This window comes from Ottowia massiliensis (assembly GCF_900240305.1).
In the GTDB taxonomy this organism is placed as follows: domain Bacteria; phylum Pseudomonadota; class Gammaproteobacteria; order Burkholderiales; family Burkholderiaceae_C; genus Ottowia; species Ottowia massiliensis.
The window spans coordinates 403,441-419,970 of sequence record NZ_LT964854.1; the positions used below are offsets into that span (position 1 = coordinate 403,441).

Sequence of the window (16,530 nt, forward strand, 5' to 3'; positions counted from 1 at the left end):
TGTCCCATGAGCACGCTCCATGACACTGAAAAATGGTTACCATCATGATCAATTGTCGTTTGTTTGGTTAAAATGTTGACCAAATTACGATTGAGAAATCAAACCTTCTCCTTGAGCGCCAGCTGCTGCTGCAACTCGGTGACCGCCTCAAGCGCCTGCGCAAGACCCAGCGCCTGGGCACAGTGGAGCTTGCAGCACGCGCAGGCATGACGCGCAACACCCTGCGCGCGGTCGAGTCGGGCGATCCTGCCCCGTCCATCGGCACCTACCTGCGCGTCATGTCCATCCTGGGTGTTGGTGGTGATCTGGCATTGCTGGCGGGTGATGTCTTGCAAGCTGCACCTGCGGGCTCCGCTGCTGCGCGTTCCTGGCATCCGGCGCCTGTCGTGCAAGTGCACGTGCGTGCCGATCCAACCAGGCATCAGTTGCAGGATTTGCAAAGCCTGGCCCTGCACGAGGAAGCCGTGCGGCTGGCCAAGGCCGACCCTGCTCAGGTGCAGCAGGCGCAGGACACGCTCCAGCGCTGGCTGGCGACGGGAGATGTTCGCTCTGCCGCCTTGTGGCGTGAGTGGGCGGACATTCTGAAGGCGGGTGCCTGGCGCAAGGTGCTGGCCCGCACCCGTCGTGCGCAGCAGCTGCGCCAGGCATCGCCGCTGGTCACGATCCTGCCGCCAGACACCCGGCAGGCCATCTTGGAGCAGGTGGGCGAACTCCAGAAGGGCGTTGCAATGGGCGACGAGCTGGACGATGCACCTGAGGGGCAGCCGTGACGCGGGAAGAGCTGGAACACATCATCCGTGCCAGCGGTGACATCACCGACCAGTACGAGTTCGTCATCGTCGGCAGCCAGTCCATCCTGGGCGCGGTGCCCCGGCCCGAGGAAGTGTTCACCGTGTCCATGGAAGCGGACATCTACCCCCTGCAGGCCCCGGAGCTGGCCGACAGGATCGACGACGCCATCGGCGAAGGCTCACGGTTCCTGAAACCTACGGCTACTACGCGCAAGGCGTCGGGCCCGAGACGGCCTGCCTGCCAGCCGACTGGATGCAGCGGGTGCATCGCATCCAGAACCGCAATACGCAGGATCGCATCGGTTACTGCCTGGACGTGCTCGACCTTTTCCTGGCCAAGGCTGTGGCCGCACGGGAAAAGGATCGCGAGTTCTGCATCGCGCTCCTGCAGTACGGCTACGTGAACCTGGAAGCCGCCTTGGCGCTCGTGCGCAACATGCCACTGGATGCCAAGGCGCAGCAGAGATTACGGGCGACGATGCGGCGGTGGGCGCGGAGTGCAGATCGCCCGCTCACCTGAGTCGCTGACAAGCCACCGCCGATTGGTATTTGACGCTGCCGTTGCCCACAAAAACCTCGGAGGCTGCCCCCACCAGCAAGGTCGTCTTCTTGCTGGTCTGCTTGTAGTAGGACGGCTCGTCGGTGTCCGCCTGCTCGTCGATCTGGCTGACCCCCAGCCGTTTCGCCAGCTGCTTGCCCGTCTGGCGCTTCAAGTACACGGCTGCCTTTGTCTCGCCACCGCCGGTAGTGACCAGCGCCGCCACCACTTCGTCTCCGAACAGCGTTGGCTTCTGCCCCTTTCGCAACGGCAGAAAGAAGCCATCCGCCCCTTTGAGCAGCCCGATAGATTGGAGCCTGGATTCCACTTCATCGGTCTTGAGCGTTGTCCCCGTCTTGCAATGCAGCACGGCTTCGAGCTGTTGTGCTGCGGCTGTTGGTGCGGCAGCGTCAAGCAGCGGCACAGGCATTTGTGCCCCAACTTTGCCAATACCGAATGCGACCAGGCCGCACGCAGTCCAGCGAAGCAAAGCACGCAGATTCTGATTCATGATGAGTTCCTTTCCGAACGACGTTGCAACCACCACCGCTGGCGTTCCAGCAGAGCCTGCAAATGGGTTTCGCTGGGCGCACTCCTCAGCGGCCAGTCGGGTGGCAGATCAGGCTGGGGGCGCGGCGCCATACGCAAAGCCAGCAACTCCAACCGTTTCGGAAAATTCCGCAGCAGGTCGGCAGCGATGGATTGTTCCTGCCCCATGATGGCGTTGACACACAGCAGCAGGTCTTGTGCGGCCTTGCGCAGCTCGGCAGCCAGCGCGTCGGCTTCGATGGTGTTCATGGCTGGCCTTCCTCTGTATTGGGCGCATCCGGTGGCTGCATTCGCAGCCCGGCGTAAACGAAGGCGCGGGCCTCTGGGGCGTAGGCGATGAGTTCGCCCCCATCCCACAGCGGGAAGGTGCAGACCGTTTTCCCCATGCGCAGGAATTCCTGGCGCACGTACTGCGCCAGGGCGTTCAGGTCATGCAGCGCAACGTTTTGCGGTGCCTCTGCCGCTGAAATCACCAGATCGGTGGGCGGCACATGCACCAACTCCAGGCCCATGCGCTGAAATGCCAGTACCAGCAGGGAGCGTGACGGTTCCTGGTCAAGGTAGTGCGGCAGCGCGGCCAGGGTTTCGTCATAGCGCAGCGGCTTGCGCTTGGCCATGATGAATTCGCGCAGCCGTGCAAACACATCGTCAAGCGCCTGCAAGCCTTTGGTGCTGATCTTGGTGCCGATGTCCCTGCCCTGGTTCAGCTCGCCATAGGCGTCGCTGGTCAGCCAGGCGCGGCGCGTCACCGTGTCCACCACGCAGTGCAGGATGTTCTGTGCAAAACCGTCTGTGCGCTCGACCAGGCCGAATTCGATGGTGTCCAAGCCATTGAGAGTGACCGTGGCCCACAGACCATTGCGCTCGTCGCCATGCAGGCACTGCGTGGCCATGCCTTGTAGGGGAATGATGAAGCCCAGCTCTTCCAGCTTGGCCAGCAGCAGCTCGACCGTGGCGTTGATGGGCGTCGGTGGTGGCGCGGGCGCCGCAGTGTCCTGGGGTGGTTCAGGCTGCGCCGGTGGCAGCCGCCCACCAAACCGTGCCTCGTACCACTCGCCCAGGATTTCCGTGGCGAGCTCGGACTCGCGCAGGCCTCGGACCTTGGCTTCATGTCGGATCGCATCCGCCAGACGCACGTCCAGCATCCAGTTGGTTTGCGCTATCGCACCCTGGGCCTTCTTGCGCTCGCGGTAGCGGCGTTGGTATTCGGCGGAGGACTGCCTGCCGGTTCGTGGACGTGCCATGCTTGTTTAATTAACAACACTAGTTAAACTAACTATCCATGAAATCACCATTCCATGCAAGCCCATGCCTGTGACAACAATTCTTTTCGGGAGATGTGCATGACAGCCAACCATGCCCTGCCCATGAGCCAGAAGCAGGCCGACGCACTACGGCGGGAATGGGCGTTGCTGCTCAAGCTGGGCTACGCCAGCCAATGGACACCAGCACAAAAGATGGCGCGACAGGATGAAATCGCCGCTTTGCTGCTGCTGGCGGGTCAGGTCCTGCCACGAGCATTGACCCGACAGGGAGAGCTGGTCAACGTGGATGTTGCCCCGCCAGGGGAGGCGCAATGATTTACTTCTTTGGCGACACCCACGGCCACTTCCGGCATGTGCTGGAGATCGTCTCCAGGGATCGCCCGGCAGCCATCGTCTTTTTGGGCGACCTGCAGGCGCAGCGCCCGTTGGAGGTGGAGTTGGAGTCCATCCTGGAGATGACCGAAGTGTGGTTCATCCACGGCAACCACGACACGGACTCCGATGCTGACTATGACAACCTGTTTGGCTCCGCACTGGCGGACAGGAACCTGCATGGCCGCGTCGCCGTGGTCGATGGCGTGCGCATTGCCGGGCTGGGCGGTGTGTTCCGGGGACAGGTGTGGATGCCGCCGGTGGACTGGCTGTACGAGAGCTCTAAGGAGTTCACCGCGCGCTGCGGCAGGGGCAATCGCTGGCGCGACGGCCTGCCGCGCAAGCACCGCAGCTCCATCTTCCCGGAGGACTACTTTCGCCTGGTCTCGCAACGTGCCGATATTCTGGTGACGCACGAGGCGCCCAGCGCGCACCCGCATGGCTTTGATGCGATTGCTGAACTGGCGCGCAGCCTGCGTGTGGGCAAGGCGTTCCATGGCCACCACCATGACTGCCTGGACTACAGCCGGGATCAGGTGCGACTGGGGTTTGCGGCCTTTGGCGTGGGGTTTTGCGGGGTGACCGACATGAACGGCGGCTGCATTCAGCCCGGGAAGTTTGACCAAGCACGGGCAGCACGCCTGCGGCAGGGGAGTGTATGAAAGACCAACGACAAGAGCGTTTGGGGCGCTTGCAGCGGGAGTACCACCGAAACCATCCATGGCGGCTGGGGCAGGGCGGATTGTTCGTCCCGCACAGCTATGCCGAGGTCAAGCAGGATGCATTGTCTTGGTGGGATGACGTGGGCTTCATCCTCAATCGTCGGCGCGTCATCGTGTGGTGGCGGCATCCACGCCACGTGTACCGCGATGCGATTGAAGAGCTGGCGCAGGAGCAAACTGGTGAGTTCCCGTTCGACGATTGGTTGACGCGAGGTGCAATTCCGAACTACCGCAAGGTAGGTCGATCGCGCAAGAAAATCGTCAGTTACACCTGCCGCCCGCCATCTGAAGCATCACGTGCATATTTCCAGCGTCTGCGAGCCCTGGAACAGGAAATGTCAGCGCAAGGGATTGACTGCAGTGTGCGCCCCAGCAGCAAGCGCAAGCGCCTGTCGTGGGCAACCGGGCTGGAGTTGGTTGCGCCACTGGAGGTGCGCAACGAACAGGAGCTTGCCGTCGTGGCCGATCTGGCCCGAAGCCTGCTGCTGGGCAGAACCACGCTTGAGCGGGAATTCGCCGACTATTGCTACGACAAGGCGATCTGGTTATCCGAGGCAGCAGCCAGAGCATAGCCATCCATTGCGATAGGCTGGATGGCCGAGGCATCTACGGTGGCCATGCGTCAGGCAATTTGCTTGGTCATCTCTTTGAGGACGGTGTGCAAGATGGCTCTGAGGCATCGCAATTCGCCTGCCAGGGTAGCTGCCAGTTCTGGGCGCGTCTGGACGATTCGGGCGTTATCGGCCTCAACCTCGGCGTACAGCGTTTCAGCTTCCGGCATCACACGATGGCGCAGGTTTTCCAATAGGCGCCCTGCAGTGCCTTTGGCCAGGTTCAGTGCCTCCCCAGCTTGCAGCAGCACGCCACGATGGATATTGGAGAAGTGGTGAACGCCCAAAATGGGCCAGGCTAGTGGGGTTTGCGCGGGCCAGCCGTTCTTGTCAAAGGCGGGGGAGTCGTAGGTGGCGACGCTGAGCAGGTCATAGAACGGCGCCAGCTGCACGCCCTCGTGCGAGACCAGAAAGCTCAGGTTTTTCAAGTGGGCATCGCTGTTGCCCACGAGCACGTTGAACACCAGCCAGCCAAACAGCCGCGTGCGTGCCACAGCCGGGCTACGGCAGGCCCTGGCCAGAGCCGCCAAGCTATCCATGCTGCCCTGGCTGTACTTGAAGCCACGATCGAGGCCAAGCAACTGGCAAGCATCGATGGCGTGACGGCGCTGCCACCCCTGGGGGCCTGACACCCGGTCAAAACGATCAACCAGGTACACCGGCGAGGGCACGTAGCGTCGATGCACGTTGGGCACATCCAGGCCGAGTCGCTGGGCCAGCCGCATGACAAACCATTCGTTGATGACGGAATGAGGGTAGTCCTCGTCAGGGTGATCAGGCTTGAGGATGTGGGTGGAAGGCGTGGCACCGGCAGGCTCAAACAATGCGCCCTCTTGCAAGACAACGGCCAGCTTGTGCTGCGCCCCAGCCAGCGACATGCGCTTGATTGCTGCGTGCGTCAATGGCGCCTTCGGCATCTGCAGGATGCGCGCCTGCAAGGGCTCATCAGGCAAAGGGCGCAACGGCTCGGTGGCTTGGAGCGCGGCCTCGGGCGGCAGTAAAGTCAGCGATCCGGCAGACTCCGCGCCATACCACGCCAGCAGGCCGAAAGCATCGGCAGCATCCAGCCTGGCATCACCGGCCAGCAGGGTGCGTTGCCCCTCCTCGGGCAGCAGATTGTCAAAGTACCACTGCACCGGGCGCTGACTGGCGCCGTCCAGCAAGGGCTCGGCGGTCAGTGGCAGGTGCGGGCTCAGCGCAAAGGCCTGCGGGTGGTTCAACCAGCTTGCGGCGTATTGAAAACTCCACAGGCCTGCCACCTCTTGCAGGCTGCCGACTTCCTGCTGATTGATCGAGGCACGCAGTGAGCGGCCATTCATGACTGCCCCTTGCTGCGCACAGCCTCAAGATGTGCAGCCACGCCCTCTGGCACATCCACCATGACGCGGATGCCCAAACCCTCCAGCACCTGAAAGAGCTTTCCCCACTGCACGGATTCGCTGCCACGCTCCACCTTGCCCAGGAAGTTCTCGCTCACGCCGACACTACCGGCAGCATCGTCTTGGCGGATTTTTTGCGCCTTGCGGCTGGCACGTACCACTTTGCCGATGGTTGATGCGCTGGTTATGGGTATGTTCATGGTCAATCCTCACAATTGCAAGGATTTTGAGCCAAACGAAGAGCCTTGACAATAAATCCACTCAGTCATGCGGATTTGCACGCAAGTCGGTTCTTCCGCAACAAAATCCTTACAATCACGAGGATTTTTAGAGCAGGCAACGCTGCGCGTTGCCTGCTCTCTACTCGTTTCTACGAAACCCGGAGAAATACAGCTACAGCCACCACCAGGTGGCAAGCCATCTCGATCATCAGCCCAGCTTCTTGGCCAAATCTTCCGCTCGCGGATGGTAGTAGCGCTTGAGCATGCGCAAGTCTCGGTGCCCTGTCACTGCGGACAACTCCAGCACGTTGGACAACTTTTCTGCCAGCCTCGAAGCCGCTTCATGGCGGGTATCGTGAAAGTGAACGTCGCTCAGGAAGCCTGGTTGCGGCCTTCTGCGTGCGGCTTTGCAGTCAGCCAGGTAGTCCTGCTGCGCTCGCTCAATCGCCCGCGCAAACCCCTTGCGCAACGCCATCGCAGTCGTCGGAAATACCGACCCAGCCACCCGTTCAACAGGCTTTCCGCGTTCCGCCTTCGGGCGCGAAGGCAGCTCCTTCAGAATACTGACCGCTGTCGTGGACAACGGCACGGTGCGCGCATCACCATTCTTCGTGTCCGGCAGGTGCGCGGTGCGTCGTTTGAGATCGACGTTCTCCCACTGAAGGGCCAGCAACTCGCCCCTGCGCATTGCAGTTTCCAACGCCAGCCGCACCAGCGGCAGCAACCACGGATTACGCGCCCCCTTGGTGAAGGTTCCATCCTGTTGGCGCACTCCGCCCGTCAGCGCTGCCAACAAGTAGCTTTCCTCTTCATGCGAAAGCCGCCGATCCCGCGCTCGCGCCTTTTCCGGCCGCTTCACCAACGGAATCGGGTTCTCGACATGGATGCCCCACTCTCGTCGCGCATGGTTGAACACTGTGGAAAGCACGTCGATTTCCCGATTGACGGTGCCTCCAGTCACCTCCTTGAGCCGACGGTCACGCCACCTGGCGACCTCCGTACTGGTGATGGCCGTCATCTTCAGACCCACCAGCGCCGCATCGCGCAAGAGCACATCGATCTTCACGGACTCGATGGCAGCAGACTTCTTCCCCGGCGTTATCTCCTGCTGATAGCGTTTGAGAATCGCTGCAAGCGTGTTCTTCTCAGCCTCCCGCCGATCAATGAACCCCTTGGTTTCCAGTTCGCTCTCAACCGTGCGAACCCACTTCTCGGCATCTTCCTTGTACGTGAAGGTGCGGGACTGTTCCGGGAAGCCCTTGCGCCTCACCTTGGCCCGCCACTGATACTCCCCACGCTTTGTAATTTGCCCCATGTCGCATTTGCCTCACATCGTCGCCAATGGCCCAAGAATGGCCCAACAAATGCTATCACGGACACATATACCAGGGAGAAATGTAAAAAATCGCTACGTTCGGGACGTAGAGGCCGGAGGTTCGAATCCTCTCACCCCGACCAGCTGGTTCAGACAGCAACCTGCTGGAAAACAACACTCCCCCATAGGAAAACGCGTATTGTGTCGATTCATTCACACATTGCGCCGTCTTTTTGATTTACAAAAACTCACCATTCGACGATGATTGGCAGATAACTTTAGTCTGCAAATCTTTGGTCACCGATGGCAACCGTTGAATCCCCCGCACAAGCAGCGCCTCTGCCCGGCTTGGCGCACACGCTGGTCATGACTGGCAAGCTCGGCCAGCAAGCCGCTGAAGACCTCTACAAGAAGGCGCAGCAGTCCAACAAAAATTTCATTGCGGAGCTAACTGGCTCCGGCGCTGTTTCCGCCTTCGACCTGGCGCACACCATCTCCGCTGCATTCGCGGCGCCGCTCATTGACGCCGCGGCCATTGACCCCAACCGCCTCCCACAGGATCTGATCGATCGCAAGCTGATCGTCAAATACCGCATCCTGCCTCTAAGCAAGAGAGGCAACCGGCTCATCATCGCAACAGCTGATCCCACGGATAACGAAGCTGCAGAAAAAGTCAAGTTCGCCACCCAGATGGGTGTGGAATGGGTCATTGCCGAATATGACAAACTTTCCCATCTGATCGAGACAGCCACTCGCGGCACAGGCGATGGAATGGACGGCATCAGCGCCGACGACTTCGAATTTGGCGAAGATGCCGCCAGCCCCAATGAAGCCGAAGAAGATGCTGAACAAGATGACAGCGAAGACACTCCTATCGTTCGCTTCCTGCAAAAAATGCTGGTAGACGCCGTCAGTATGCGCGCCTCTGACTTGCATTTTGAACCCTACGAATTCATGTACCGGGTGCGTTTTCGCATTGATGGCGAATTGCGCGAAATTGCCAGTCCTCCACCCGGCATCAAAGAAAAACTGGCTTCTCGCATCAAGGTTATTTCGCGTCTTGATATTTCCGAAAAACGCGTGCCGCAAGATGGCCGCATGAAACTCAAACTGGGGCCTGATCGCGTGATCGATTTCCGCGTAAGCACCTTGCCCACCCTGTTTGGCGAGAAAATCGTGATCCGTATTCTGGACCCGAGCAGCGCCAAGTTGGGAATTGATGCCCTCGGCTACGAACCAATTGAAAAAGAGCGTTTGATGACGGCCATTGAGCGCCCCTATGGCATGATTCTCGTTACCGGCCCCACGGGCTCCGGCAAAACTGTTTCGCTCTATACTTGTCTCAACTTATTAAACAAGCCAGGGGTCAATATATCCACCGCAGAGGATCCGGCTGAAATCAACTTGCCTGGCATCAACCAGGTCAATATGAATGACAAGGCTGGTCTGACATTTGCTGTCGCCCTCAGGGCCTTTCTCCGTCAGGATCCGGATATCATCATGGTAGGTGAAATTCGTGATCTGGAAACAGCTGACATTGCCATCAAGGCGGCCCAAACAGGGCATTTAGTATTATCCACACTGCATACCAACGATGCCCCGACGACGTTAACGCGCATGCGAAATATGGGGATTGCCCCATTTAATATTGCATCCAGCGTCATTCTTATCACTGCCCAACGCTTGGCGCGGCGACTTTGTCCAAAATGCAAGGAACCCACTGATATACCCAATGACGTTCTCTTAGAGGCCGGGTTTACAGAAAAGGATCTGGATGGAAGCTGGACACCCTACAAACCTGTCGGATGTGACGCATGCAACAATGGCTATAAAGGACGGGTCGGTATTTATCAAGTCATGCCTATTTCAGAAGAGATGCAGCGCATTATTCTCGCCGATGGGAGCGCCCTGGAAATATCCGATCAGGCTCGCTCCGAAGGAGTCCGTTCCTTGCGTGAGTCTGGTCTGCATAAAGTGAAGATAGGCGTTACTTCACTTGAAGAAGTTTTGGCCGTTACTAACGAATAAACCCTCTCAAAGATCTCAAGGGAGCGCACCGAATATGGCAACAGCAACCTCACGCCCAAACATGAAATCCGTCAAAGAGGTTATCTTTGAATGGGAAGGCAAAGATCGCAACGGCAAAATTGTCCGGGGCGAGTTGCGAGCCGCCGGCGAGCATCAGGTCCAAGCTACCTTGCGCAGGCAAGGCATTTTAGTAACAAAAGTGCGCAAGCGCCGGATGCGGTCTGGCAAAAAGATCGCGCCCAAAGACATAGCCATATTCACCCGACAGCTCGCCACCATGATGAAGGCGGGCGTGCCGTTGCTGCAATCCTTTGACATTGTTGGTCGGGGCAGTACCAACCCCAGCGTTGCCAAGCTGCTCAATGACATTCGCACTGATGTGGAATCAGGCTCTTCTTTGTCATCGGCCTTTCGGAAACATCCACTCTATTTCAATACCCTCTACTGTAATCTGGTAGAGGCCGGGGAAGCGGCAGGCATTTTGGAAGATATTCTGGACCGTCTTGCCATCTATATGGAAAAGACGGAAGCTATTAAGTCAAAAATCAAATCAGCTTTGATGTATCCGACTGCTGTTATTATTGTGGCATTTGTAGTCGTCGCTTTGATCATGATTTTTGTTATCCCGGCATTCAAGAGCGTCTTCGAAAATTTTGGCGCAGATTTGCCAGCGCCAACGCTTTTTGTGATCGCCATGAGCGAATTTTTCGTAAGCTACTGGTATATCATATTTATCGGAATATTTGCTGGAGTGTATTTGTTCCTGCAGTCATGGAAGAGAAATGAGAAGATGCAGATGTTCATGGATCGGTTGCTTCTGCAAATACCGATTTTTGGCAATTTGATCGAAAAGTCAGTGATCGCGCGCTGGACGCGAACCCTTTCAACCATGTTTGCAGCCGGTGTTCCCCTCGTTGAATCCTTGGATTCGGTTGGCGGCGCGGCAGGCAACTATATCTACAAGTCGGCGACTCAAAAAATTCAACAGGAAGTTTCAACCGGTACCAGCCTGACGAATGCCATGTCCAATGCGAATGTGTTTCCAAGCATGGTCATACAAATGACTGCCATTGGTGAAGAATCCGGTTCCATTGACCATATGCTTGGCAAAGCGGCCGATTTCTACGAAGCCGAAGTTGATGAGATGGTTGCCGGACTGTCAAGCCTGATGGAGCCTATCATTATTGTTTTCCTTGGAACCATTATTGGCGGCATTGTTGTCTCAATGTATTTGCCGATCTTCAAGCTGGGTTCTGTTGTCTGAGATATGCACGAAAATACTATAGATGCAATAATCTATCTGATTTTTGGACTTCTGGTTGGCAGCTTTCTCAATGTCGTCATTTATCGTCTGCCTCAAATGATGTATCGATCCTGGCTTCATGAAGCAGGATCGAATATTTCCGGCACTACCGCAGATGAGAAGACCCTATGGGCGCTAAGTTTCGGTTCGCGGACTACTGCCCCTGAAAATATGGAAGCGGTTGGACGGCATATCATGCAGGCGGTTGAAGATTTGCCGAGATTCAATCTCATGATGCCGTCTTCACGATGCCAAAGCTGTGGGCATAAAATTCGCTGGTTCGAGAATATCCCAATATTCAGCTGGGTATTCCTGCGCGGCAGATGCTCTGGCTGCAATGCGAGTATCTCATGGCGCTATCCCGCCATCGAACTGGCGGCAGGGCTTCTATTTGCATGGTGCGGCTGGCAATGGGGCCTGACAGCTTCTGGCGTGGCATGGGCGGCGTTTTCTGCCTTTCTGATCGTCATGACCATGATTGACTGGGACACAACGCTATTACCTGACGATTTGACCCTGCCTCTGGTTTGGGGCGGTTTACTGGCATCGTTGCTTCATTTGACAGCTGTTCCGCTATCCCATTCCGTAATTGGGGCGATGGCGGGTTACCTCTTTTTGTGGTCCATTTATTGGGCATTCAGGTTGCTTACGGGGAAAGAGGGCATGGGTTATGGCGATTTCAAGCTTTTCGCAGCTTTGGGGGCTTGGTTTGGCTGGAATGCATTGATACCGATTATTCTGATGGCTTCTGTCATTGGCGCGCTTGCTGGAATTGGCATGAAGTTCTGCAATAATCTTAGAGAAGGACATTATGTGCCCTTTGGGCCTTTTCTGGCGCTGGCTGGATTGACCGCCATGATTTTCAGCCCCACCAGCATTTTGCGCGCCATCGGGCTGGGCGCCTGAAGCTTTTTATCCTATCTTCCCGTGTTTCGGTTGGGATTGACTGGCGGCATAGGCAGCGGCAAAACCACTGTCGCGCAGATGCTTGCCGCACGTGGCGCAGCCGTCATTGACGCCGATGCCATTTCACGTGCGTTAACCGCCTCTCATGGTGCAGCGCTTCCAGCTATTGCCGCTCAATTTGGAACTCATGTCATTGGCCCGGATGGCGCGCTGAACCGTAGCGCAATGCGGCAAATGATTTTTGCTGATCCGGCTGCAAGGCAGCGCCTGGAAACCATCCTTCACCCGCTGGTTGAACAGGCACTGGAAGAGCAGACACGTGAGGCGGCCATGCGCAGCGTGCGCTGCGTTGTGTTTGATGTTCCGCTGCTGATTGAGAATTTCGCGCGCTGGCAATCTCGCATTGACGCGCTGCTGGTCGTTGATTGTCCGGAAGAAGTGCAAATTACCCGCGTCGTGGCCCGTAGCCAACTTTCCCGCGAAGAAGTGATGCACATTCTGTCTGCGCAAGCCAGCCGGGCGCAGCGGCTAGCTATGGCCAACTTTGTGATTACCAATGATGCTGGCACAACGCTGCAAGCGTTGGAGAAGCAGCTTGAAGCACTTCTTCCCCGCTTCGGACTATGATGCGCCCCTTTGCCAGCCCGTGCCCGCTTTCGCGTGATCCTGTACGAATACCCCTTTAACGAGCGCATCCGCACTTACTTGCGACTGGAGCACCTTCTTCATCGCCTGGGCAGTTTGCTAGCCCATACGGCTGCCTTGGATCACCATTTTGCGCTGGTCACCCTGTTTGAAATCATGGACATGGCCGGCCGGATCGACATCAAGACTGATGTGCTGAAAGATCTGGAAAACCACAAAGCCTATCTGTCCGCCCAACGCGGCAACCCGGCCATCGCCCAAGAGGCGCTGGAAGCCTTTGCCGGTTATGTGGAAAACGCTTTTTCCGCTCTCAAGCGCCAGCACGGCAAACCCTGCAGCCAGCTAACGGAAGATGACTGGCTGATGAGTGTTCGCAGCCGCATTTTCATACCGGGCGGCACCTGCTCCTTTGACTTGCCTGCATATCACGCTTGGCAAGAAGGCCACGCTGACGCCCGCTTGGCTGATCTGAGCCGCTGGACTTCACACTTGCAGCCGCTGGCCAATGCTCTGGCGCTTCTTTTGCATATGTTGCGCGACTCTGGCACGCCGCAAATGGCGCAAGCGCAGCAAGGCCAGTTCCAGCATGCGCTGCCTCAGGGCCGCCAGGTGCAGCTCATACGGCTGTCTCTTCCCAAAAAAATGAATGTCGTTCCCAAAATCAGCGGCAACCGGCTGCTGATATCCATACAGTTCATGCAGCAGCTAGCCGGGAACAAAAGCGCGCCCGTGGCTGATGATGTGGCGTTCGAGCTGGCGCTTTGCTCATGACTGAAGCCCAGCCGCCTGTCCCGCGCCACGTCAAGTGCCCCTCTTGCGGCCGCCCTAGCTTGTACGCGCCTGAAAACCGCTTTCGCCCCTTCTGTAGCGAACGGTGCAAACTGCACGATCTGGGCGCATGGGCCAATGAAAGCTTCCGTCTGGCTTCCCCTGAAGACCCGGGCCTTGATGCGGGCAGCGCAAGTTAAAATGCCCGGTTTTCCTTGCGCCCGGAACTCCTTTCTGGCCCGCTCTTTCGGAATGGCGCTTTCCTGAGCGCGCATCCTGCCAAATCACCTTTGCAACCCGGAACAAATATGGCTGCCAACATCGAAACCCTTGAAAAGCTGGAGCGCAAAATGACGCTCACCTTGCCTGCGGACTCCATCCGCAGCGAAGTCGAAGCCCGCTTGCGCAAACTCGCCCGCACGGTGCGCATGGATGGCTTCCGCCCTGGCAAAGTCCCGCTGAACATCGTTGCCCAGCGCTATGGCTATTCCGTGCAGTACGAAGTGGTCAATGACAAGGTTGGCGAGGCTTTTTTCAAGGAAGCCGCTGATGCCAAGCTGCGCGTGGCGGGCCAGCCCACCATCACTGAAAAAAGCGACGCGCCTGAAGGCCAGCTGGTTTTCGATGCCGTGTTCGAGGTTTTTCCCGAAATCAACTTGGGCGATTTGTCTTCCGTTGAGGTCGAGAAACTGTCTGCCGAGGTCAGCGAAGACGCCATTGACCGCACCATCGACATTCTTCGCAAGCAGCGCTGCACATTCGCGCAGCGCGCCAAAGGCAGCCCTGCTGAAGAAGGCGACCGCGTCACTATCGACTTTTCCGGCAAGCTCGACGGCGAGCCGTTTGAAGGCGGCAAGGCCGATGACTTCGTCTTCATCCTTGGCGAAGGCCAGATGCTCAAAGAGTTTGAAGATGCCGTGCGCGGCATGAAAACGGGAGAAAGCAAGACTTTCCCGCTCTCTTTCCCCGAAAACTATCACGGCAAGGAAGTGGCGGGCAAAACGGCTGACTTTCTTGTCACGCTCAAGAACATTGAAGCCGCCCATTTGCCCGAGCTGAATGAAGCCTTCATCAAATCTCTGGGCGTGGCCGACCCCACCATTGAGGGCTTGCGCGCCGATGTGCGCAAGAACCTGGAGCGCGAAGTCAAATTCCGCGTGGCCGCCCGCAACAAGCAAGCCGCGCTGGATGCGGTCACGGCCAAAACCGAATTTGACGTGCCCAAGGCCAGCGTGCAGGCCGAAGTGGCCCGCATGAGCGAAAGCGCCCGCGCCGACCTGAAAGCCCGCGGCATCAAGGATGCCGACAAGGTTGATCTGCCTGAAGACCTTTTCCGCTCCAATGCCGAGCGCCGCGTACGTCTGGGCCTGGTGCTGGCCGAGCTGGTCAATGCCCACAAGCTTCAGGCCACGCCAGAGCAAATCAAGGCGCAGGTCAAGGAACTGGCGGCCAGCTATGAGCGCCCCGCTGAAGTGGAGCGCTGGTACTTCCAGGACGCCAACCGCCTGTCCAATGTTGAAGCCATGGTGCTGGAAGCCAACGTGGCGGACTACGTCTTCAGCCATGCCAAAGTCACCGAAAAAACCCTCAGCTTTGATGAGCTGATGAGCGCTGCCGCTGCGCCAGCCGCCGCCTGACCTGAACACACAGGCGCAGCCCATTCGCACCCAAGGGGGCTTGAGCCGCACAGGCCAAGCCCCATTTTTCCGCCGGTCACTTCTTGAGGAGAACACGCATGCACATCCAGGAACCTGCCAGCAATCTCGGCCTTATCCCCATGGTCATCGAGCAATCGGGCCGGGGCGAGCGCTCCTTTGACATCTATTCGCGCCTGCTCAAAGAGCGCGTCATCTTCCTCGTGGGCGAAGTCAATGACCAGAGCGCCAATCTCGTCGTGGCCCAGCTGCTGTTTCTCGAAAGCGAAAACCCCGACAAGGACATTTCCTTCTACATCAACTCCCCCGGCGGCAGCGTCACGGCGGGCCTGTCCATTTACGACACCATGCAGTTCATCAAGCCTGATGTTTCCACCATGTGCCTGGGCTTTGCCGCCAGCATGGGCGCGTTTCTTCTGGCCGCAGGCGCCAAGGGCAAACGCTACAGCCTGCCCAACAGCAAAATCATGATTCACCAGGTGCTCGGCGGCGCGCGCGGCCAGGCCACCGACATCGAAATCCAGGCGCGCGATCTGCTGCGCACCAAGGAACAGATGAACCGCATCCTGGCCGAGCGCACCGGCCAGCCCTATGAAAAAGTCGTGCACGACACCGAGCGCGACTACTACATGACCGCGCCCGAGGCCAAGGATTACGGCCTGATTGACAGCGTCGTCGAAAAGCGCGCCTGAGAACCCGCTCAAAGTCTGCCCGTGGGTGCAAAAAACGCGGCCCCGGGCGTTCGCGGACATCGCAAATCTTCGATGGGCAGCAAGTAGCCGCAAAGCCCATCTGCGCCATCTGCGCCTTGCCGCCCATCCCGATCCGCACTTTTGCCCTTTCACAGCCAAACCCTGAACAGGTTCTGGACGCCCTATGAAAACCACTGCTTTCTTTCTTCTGACGCTGGCCTGCCTGGCTCCTGACGGGGCCTGGGCCATCAACAAATGCACGGACGCCGCAGGCAAAGTGAGCTATCAGGAGCAGCCCTGCCCTGCCAGCGCCCGGCAAAGCGCCGTGGCAAGCCCGCGCTCGCCAGCCGCGCCGCCGTCTGCCGCCCGGCAGCCTGGCAAAGGCGCTGCCGCGCAAGCCGGCGGCGGCCCTGCGGCGGGCGATGCCAGCGCTGACGAAGCCATCCTGCGTCTCGTGGCCACTGACTCCCTTGTTGAAAGCTGCAAGCACCTGCCAGACTTCAACGAGCAGGGCATGCCCCTGTATCAGAAATGGCGGCAAAACAGGCGGCAAGCCTACGCCCAATACGAAAACAGCGGCCGCTACGCCGAGCTGATGGCCCGCGCCACGGAGCAAGCCAGGCTCACCCGCCAGGCCGCCCCGCAACAGATGAACGCTTTTTGCAGCGGCCCGGCCCTCCAGGCCCTCCGGCAGCAGGCGGTCCAATGACGCATTCACTATCAGAACAATAGCTGCCCGCGCTGATTCCACGGGGGCTTGAGGCCGATTG

The 16,530-nt window shown here is 58.4% G+C and carries 20 protein-coding genes; 14 read left to right on the forward strand and 6 right to left on the reverse strand.

Annotated features, from left to right (window positions below):
- Positions 1-83: 83 nt before the first annotated feature.
- Together C1720_RS01690 and C1720_RS14545 are read left to right on the forward strand one after the other, a co-directional pair.
- Entirely contained in the window at positions 84-770 is a 687-nt protein-coding gene (locus C1720_RS01690; protein WP_102283015.1) for a helix-turn-helix transcriptional regulator, read from the forward strand.
- Positions 771-1,044: 274 nt separating this feature from the next.
- The gene (locus C1720_RS14545) at positions 1,045-1,311 is read left to right on the forward strand and encodes a hypothetical protein (RefSeq protein ID WP_369406055.1); all 267 of its coding nucleotides are present in this window, start codon (positions 1,045-1,047) and stop codon (positions 1,309-1,311) included.
- Here the strand turns inward: C1720_RS14545 and C1720_RS01700 are convergent.
- Genes C1720_RS01700 through C1720_RS01710 form a run of 3 tightly spaced genes read right to left on the reverse strand, consistent with a single transcriptional unit; the run spans position 1,304 to position 3,122 of the window.
- Positions 1,304-1,840 carry a hypothetical protein gene (locus C1720_RS01700; protein WP_102283016.1) on the reverse strand — a complete coding sequence of 179 codons (537 nt, stop codon included), beginning with the start codon at positions 1,838-1,840 and terminating at the stop codon, positions 1,304-1,306. The genes C1720_RS14545 and C1720_RS01700 overlap by 8 nt on opposite strands.
- A complete protein-coding gene (locus C1720_RS01705) occupies positions 1,837-2,127 on the reverse strand; it encodes a hypothetical protein (RefSeq protein WP_102283017.1) in 291 nt (96 codons plus the stop codon). Before C1720_RS01705 ends, C1720_RS01700 begins: the two co-directional genes overlap by 4 nt.
- Entirely contained in the window at positions 2,124-3,122 is a 999-nt protein-coding gene (locus C1720_RS01710; protein WP_146006814.1) for a hypothetical protein, read from the reverse strand. Before C1720_RS01710 ends, C1720_RS01705 begins: the two co-directional genes overlap by 4 nt.
- Before the next feature lie 54 nt (positions 3,123-3,176).
- Between C1720_RS01710 and C1720_RS01715 the strand changes: the two genes are divergently transcribed.
- The 3 genes from C1720_RS01715 to C1720_RS01725 are packed head-to-tail and all read left to right on the forward strand — an operon-like array spanning position 3,177 to position 4,809.
- On the forward strand, positions 3,177-3,458 hold the full coding sequence (locus C1720_RS01715; protein WP_102283019.1) for a hypothetical protein: 282 nt from the start codon (positions 3,177-3,179) through the stop codon (positions 3,456-3,458).
- Positions 3,455-4,177 carry a metallophosphoesterase family protein gene (locus tag C1720_RS01720; protein WP_102283020.1) on the forward strand — a complete coding sequence of 241 codons (723 nt, stop codon included), beginning with the start codon at positions 3,455-3,457 and terminating at the stop codon, positions 4,175-4,177. The genes C1720_RS01715 and C1720_RS01720 overlap by 4 nt, the downstream gene beginning before the upstream one ends.
- On the forward strand, positions 4,174-4,809 hold the full coding sequence (locus tag C1720_RS01725; protein ID WP_102283021.1) for a Rossmann-fold NAD(P)-binding domain-containing protein: 636 nt from the start codon (positions 4,174-4,176) through the stop codon (positions 4,807-4,809). The genes C1720_RS01720 and C1720_RS01725 overlap by 4 nt, the downstream gene beginning before the upstream one ends.
- Positions 4,810-4,859: 50 nt before the next feature.
- On the opposite strand, the gene C1720_RS01730 is transcribed toward C1720_RS01725, so the two are convergent.
- The 3 genes from C1720_RS01730 to C1720_RS01740 all read right to left on the reverse strand — a co-directional run bounded on the left by C1720_RS01730 (position 4,860) and on the right by C1720_RS01740 (position 7,763).
- Positions 4,860-6,167 carry a HipA domain-containing protein gene (locus C1720_RS01730; protein ID WP_102283022.1) on the reverse strand — a complete coding sequence of 436 codons (1,308 nt, stop codon included), beginning with the start codon at positions 6,165-6,167 and terminating at the stop codon, positions 4,860-4,862.
- A complete protein-coding gene (locus C1720_RS01735; RefSeq protein WP_102283023.1) occupies positions 6,164-6,427 on the reverse strand; it encodes a helix-turn-helix domain-containing protein in 264 nt (87 codons plus the stop codon). Before C1720_RS01735 ends, C1720_RS01730 begins: the two co-directional genes overlap by 4 nt.
- Before the next feature lie 229 nt (positions 6,428-6,656).
- Positions 6,657-7,763 (reverse strand): site-specific integrase, encoded by a 1,107-nt coding sequence (locus tag C1720_RS01740; protein WP_102283024.1) that lies wholly within the window; start codon positions 7,761-7,763, stop codon positions 6,657-6,659.
- Between the two features lie 303 nt (positions 7,764-8,066).
- Here C1720_RS01740 and pilB point away from each other — a divergent pair, with 303 nt between their 5' ends.
- From pilB to C1720_RS14120, 9 genes are all read left to right on the forward strand, one after another.
- Positions 8,067-9,791 (forward strand): type IV-A pilus assembly ATPase PilB, encoded by a 1,725-nt coding sequence (gene pilB / locus C1720_RS01750; RefSeq protein WP_102283025.1) that lies wholly within the window; start codon positions 8,067-8,069, stop codon positions 9,789-9,791.
- 34 nt (positions 9,792-9,825) lie between these two features.
- Entirely contained in the window at positions 9,826-11,055 is a 1,230-nt protein-coding gene (locus C1720_RS01755) for a type II secretion system F family protein (protein WP_102283026.1), read from the forward strand.
- Positions 11,056-11,058: 3 nt separating this feature from the next.
- Complete coding sequence (locus C1720_RS01760; protein ID WP_102283027.1) at positions 11,059-12,000, forward strand: prepilin peptidase; 942 nt, start codon at positions 11,059-11,061, stop codon at positions 11,998-12,000.
- A gap of 21 nt (positions 12,001-12,021) precedes the next feature.
- Positions 12,022-12,627, forward strand: coding sequence for a dephospho-CoA kinase (gene coaE / locus C1720_RS01765; RefSeq protein ID WP_102283028.1), 606 nt, complete (start codon positions 12,022-12,024; stop codon positions 12,625-12,627).
- Positions 12,628-12,660: 33 nt separating this feature from the next.
- Positions 12,661-13,416: a cell division protein ZapD gene (gene zapD, locus C1720_RS01770; protein WP_102283029.1), complete on the forward strand. Its 756-nt coding sequence runs from the start codon at positions 12,661-12,663 to the stop codon at positions 13,414-13,416.
- Positions 13,413-13,613 (forward strand): DNA gyrase inhibitor YacG, encoded by a 201-nt coding sequence (locus tag C1720_RS01775; RefSeq protein ID WP_102283030.1) that lies wholly within the window; start codon positions 13,413-13,415, stop codon positions 13,611-13,613. The genes zapD and C1720_RS01775 overlap by 4 nt, the downstream gene beginning before the upstream one ends.
- Positions 13,614-13,721: 108 nt before the next feature.
- Positions 13,722-15,050 (forward strand): trigger factor, encoded by a 1,329-nt coding sequence (tig, locus tag C1720_RS01780; protein WP_102283031.1) that lies wholly within the window; start codon positions 13,722-13,724, stop codon positions 15,048-15,050.
- A gap of 98 nt (positions 15,051-15,148) precedes the next feature.
- On the forward strand, positions 15,149-15,760 hold the full coding sequence (gene clpP, locus C1720_RS01785) for an ATP-dependent Clp endopeptidase proteolytic subunit ClpP (protein WP_102283032.1): 612 nt from the start codon (positions 15,149-15,151) through the stop codon (positions 15,758-15,760).
- A gap of 184 nt (positions 15,761-15,944) precedes the next feature.
- A complete protein-coding gene (locus C1720_RS14120; RefSeq protein ID WP_233199745.1) occupies positions 15,945-16,469 on the forward strand; it encodes a DUF4124 domain-containing protein in 525 nt (174 codons plus the stop codon).
- Positions 16,470-16,530: the final 61 nt, after the last annotated feature.

What these genes read in the sequence shown, in the direction of transcription:
- C1720_RS14545 (WP_369406055.1), top strand. Translation starts at nt 1,045, where the DNA reads ATGCAGCGGGTGCATCGCATCCAGAACCGCAATACGCAGGATCGCATC.
- C1720_RS01700 (WP_102283016.1), bottom strand. Translation starts at nt 1,840, where the DNA reads ATGAATCAGAATCTGCGTGCTTTGCTTCGCTGGACTGCGTGCGGCCTG.
- C1720_RS01705 (WP_102283017.1), bottom strand. Translation starts at nt 2,127, where the DNA reads ATGAACACCATCGAAGCCGACGCGCTGGCTGCCGAGCTGCGCAAGGCC.
- C1720_RS01710 (WP_146006814.1), bottom strand. Translation starts at nt 3,122, where the DNA reads ATGGCACGTCCACGAACCGGCAGGCAGTCCTCCGCCGAATACCAACGC.
- C1720_RS01715 (WP_102283019.1), top strand. Translation starts at nt 3,177, where the DNA reads ATGCAAGCCCATGCCTGTGACAACAATTCTTTTCGGGAGATGTGCATG.
- C1720_RS01720 (WP_102283020.1), top strand. Translation starts at nt 3,455, where the DNA reads ATGATTTACTTCTTTGGCGACACCCACGGCCACTTCCGGCATGTGCTG.
- C1720_RS01725 (WP_102283021.1), top strand. Translation starts at nt 4,174, where the DNA reads ATGAAAGACCAACGACAAGAGCGTTTGGGGCGCTTGCAGCGGGAGTAC.
- C1720_RS01730 (WP_102283022.1), bottom strand. Translation starts at nt 6,167, where the DNA reads ATGAATGGCCGCTCACTGCGTGCCTCGATCAATCAGCAGGAAGTCGGC.
- C1720_RS01735 (WP_102283023.1), bottom strand. Translation starts at nt 6,427, where the DNA reads ATGAACATACCCATAACCAGCGCATCAACCATCGGCAAAGTGGTACGT.
- C1720_RS01740 (WP_102283024.1), bottom strand. Translation starts at nt 7,763, where the DNA reads ATGGGGCAAATTACAAAGCGTGGGGAGTATCAGTGGCGGGCCAAGGTG.
- pilB (WP_102283025.1), top strand. Translation starts at nt 8,067, where the DNA reads ATGGCAACCGTTGAATCCCCCGCACAAGCAGCGCCTCTGCCCGGCTTG.
- C1720_RS01755 (WP_102283026.1), top strand. Translation starts at nt 9,826, where the DNA reads ATGGCAACAGCAACCTCACGCCCAAACATGAAATCCGTCAAAGAGGTT.
- C1720_RS01760 (WP_102283027.1), top strand. Translation starts at nt 11,059, where the DNA reads ATGCACGAAAATACTATAGATGCAATAATCTATCTGATTTTTGGACTT.
- C1720_RS01775 (WP_102283030.1), top strand. Translation starts at nt 13,413, where the DNA reads ATGACTGAAGCCCAGCCGCCTGTCCCGCGCCACGTCAAGTGCCCCTCT.
- tig (WP_102283031.1), top strand. Translation starts at nt 13,722, where the DNA reads ATGGCTGCCAACATCGAAACCCTTGAAAAGCTGGAGCGCAAAATGACG.
- clpP (WP_102283032.1), top strand. Translation starts at nt 15,149, where the DNA reads ATGCACATCCAGGAACCTGCCAGCAATCTCGGCCTTATCCCCATGGTC.
- C1720_RS14120 (WP_233199745.1), top strand. Translation starts at nt 15,945, where the DNA reads ATGAAAACCACTGCTTTCTTTCTTCTGACGCTGGCCTGCCTGGCTCCT.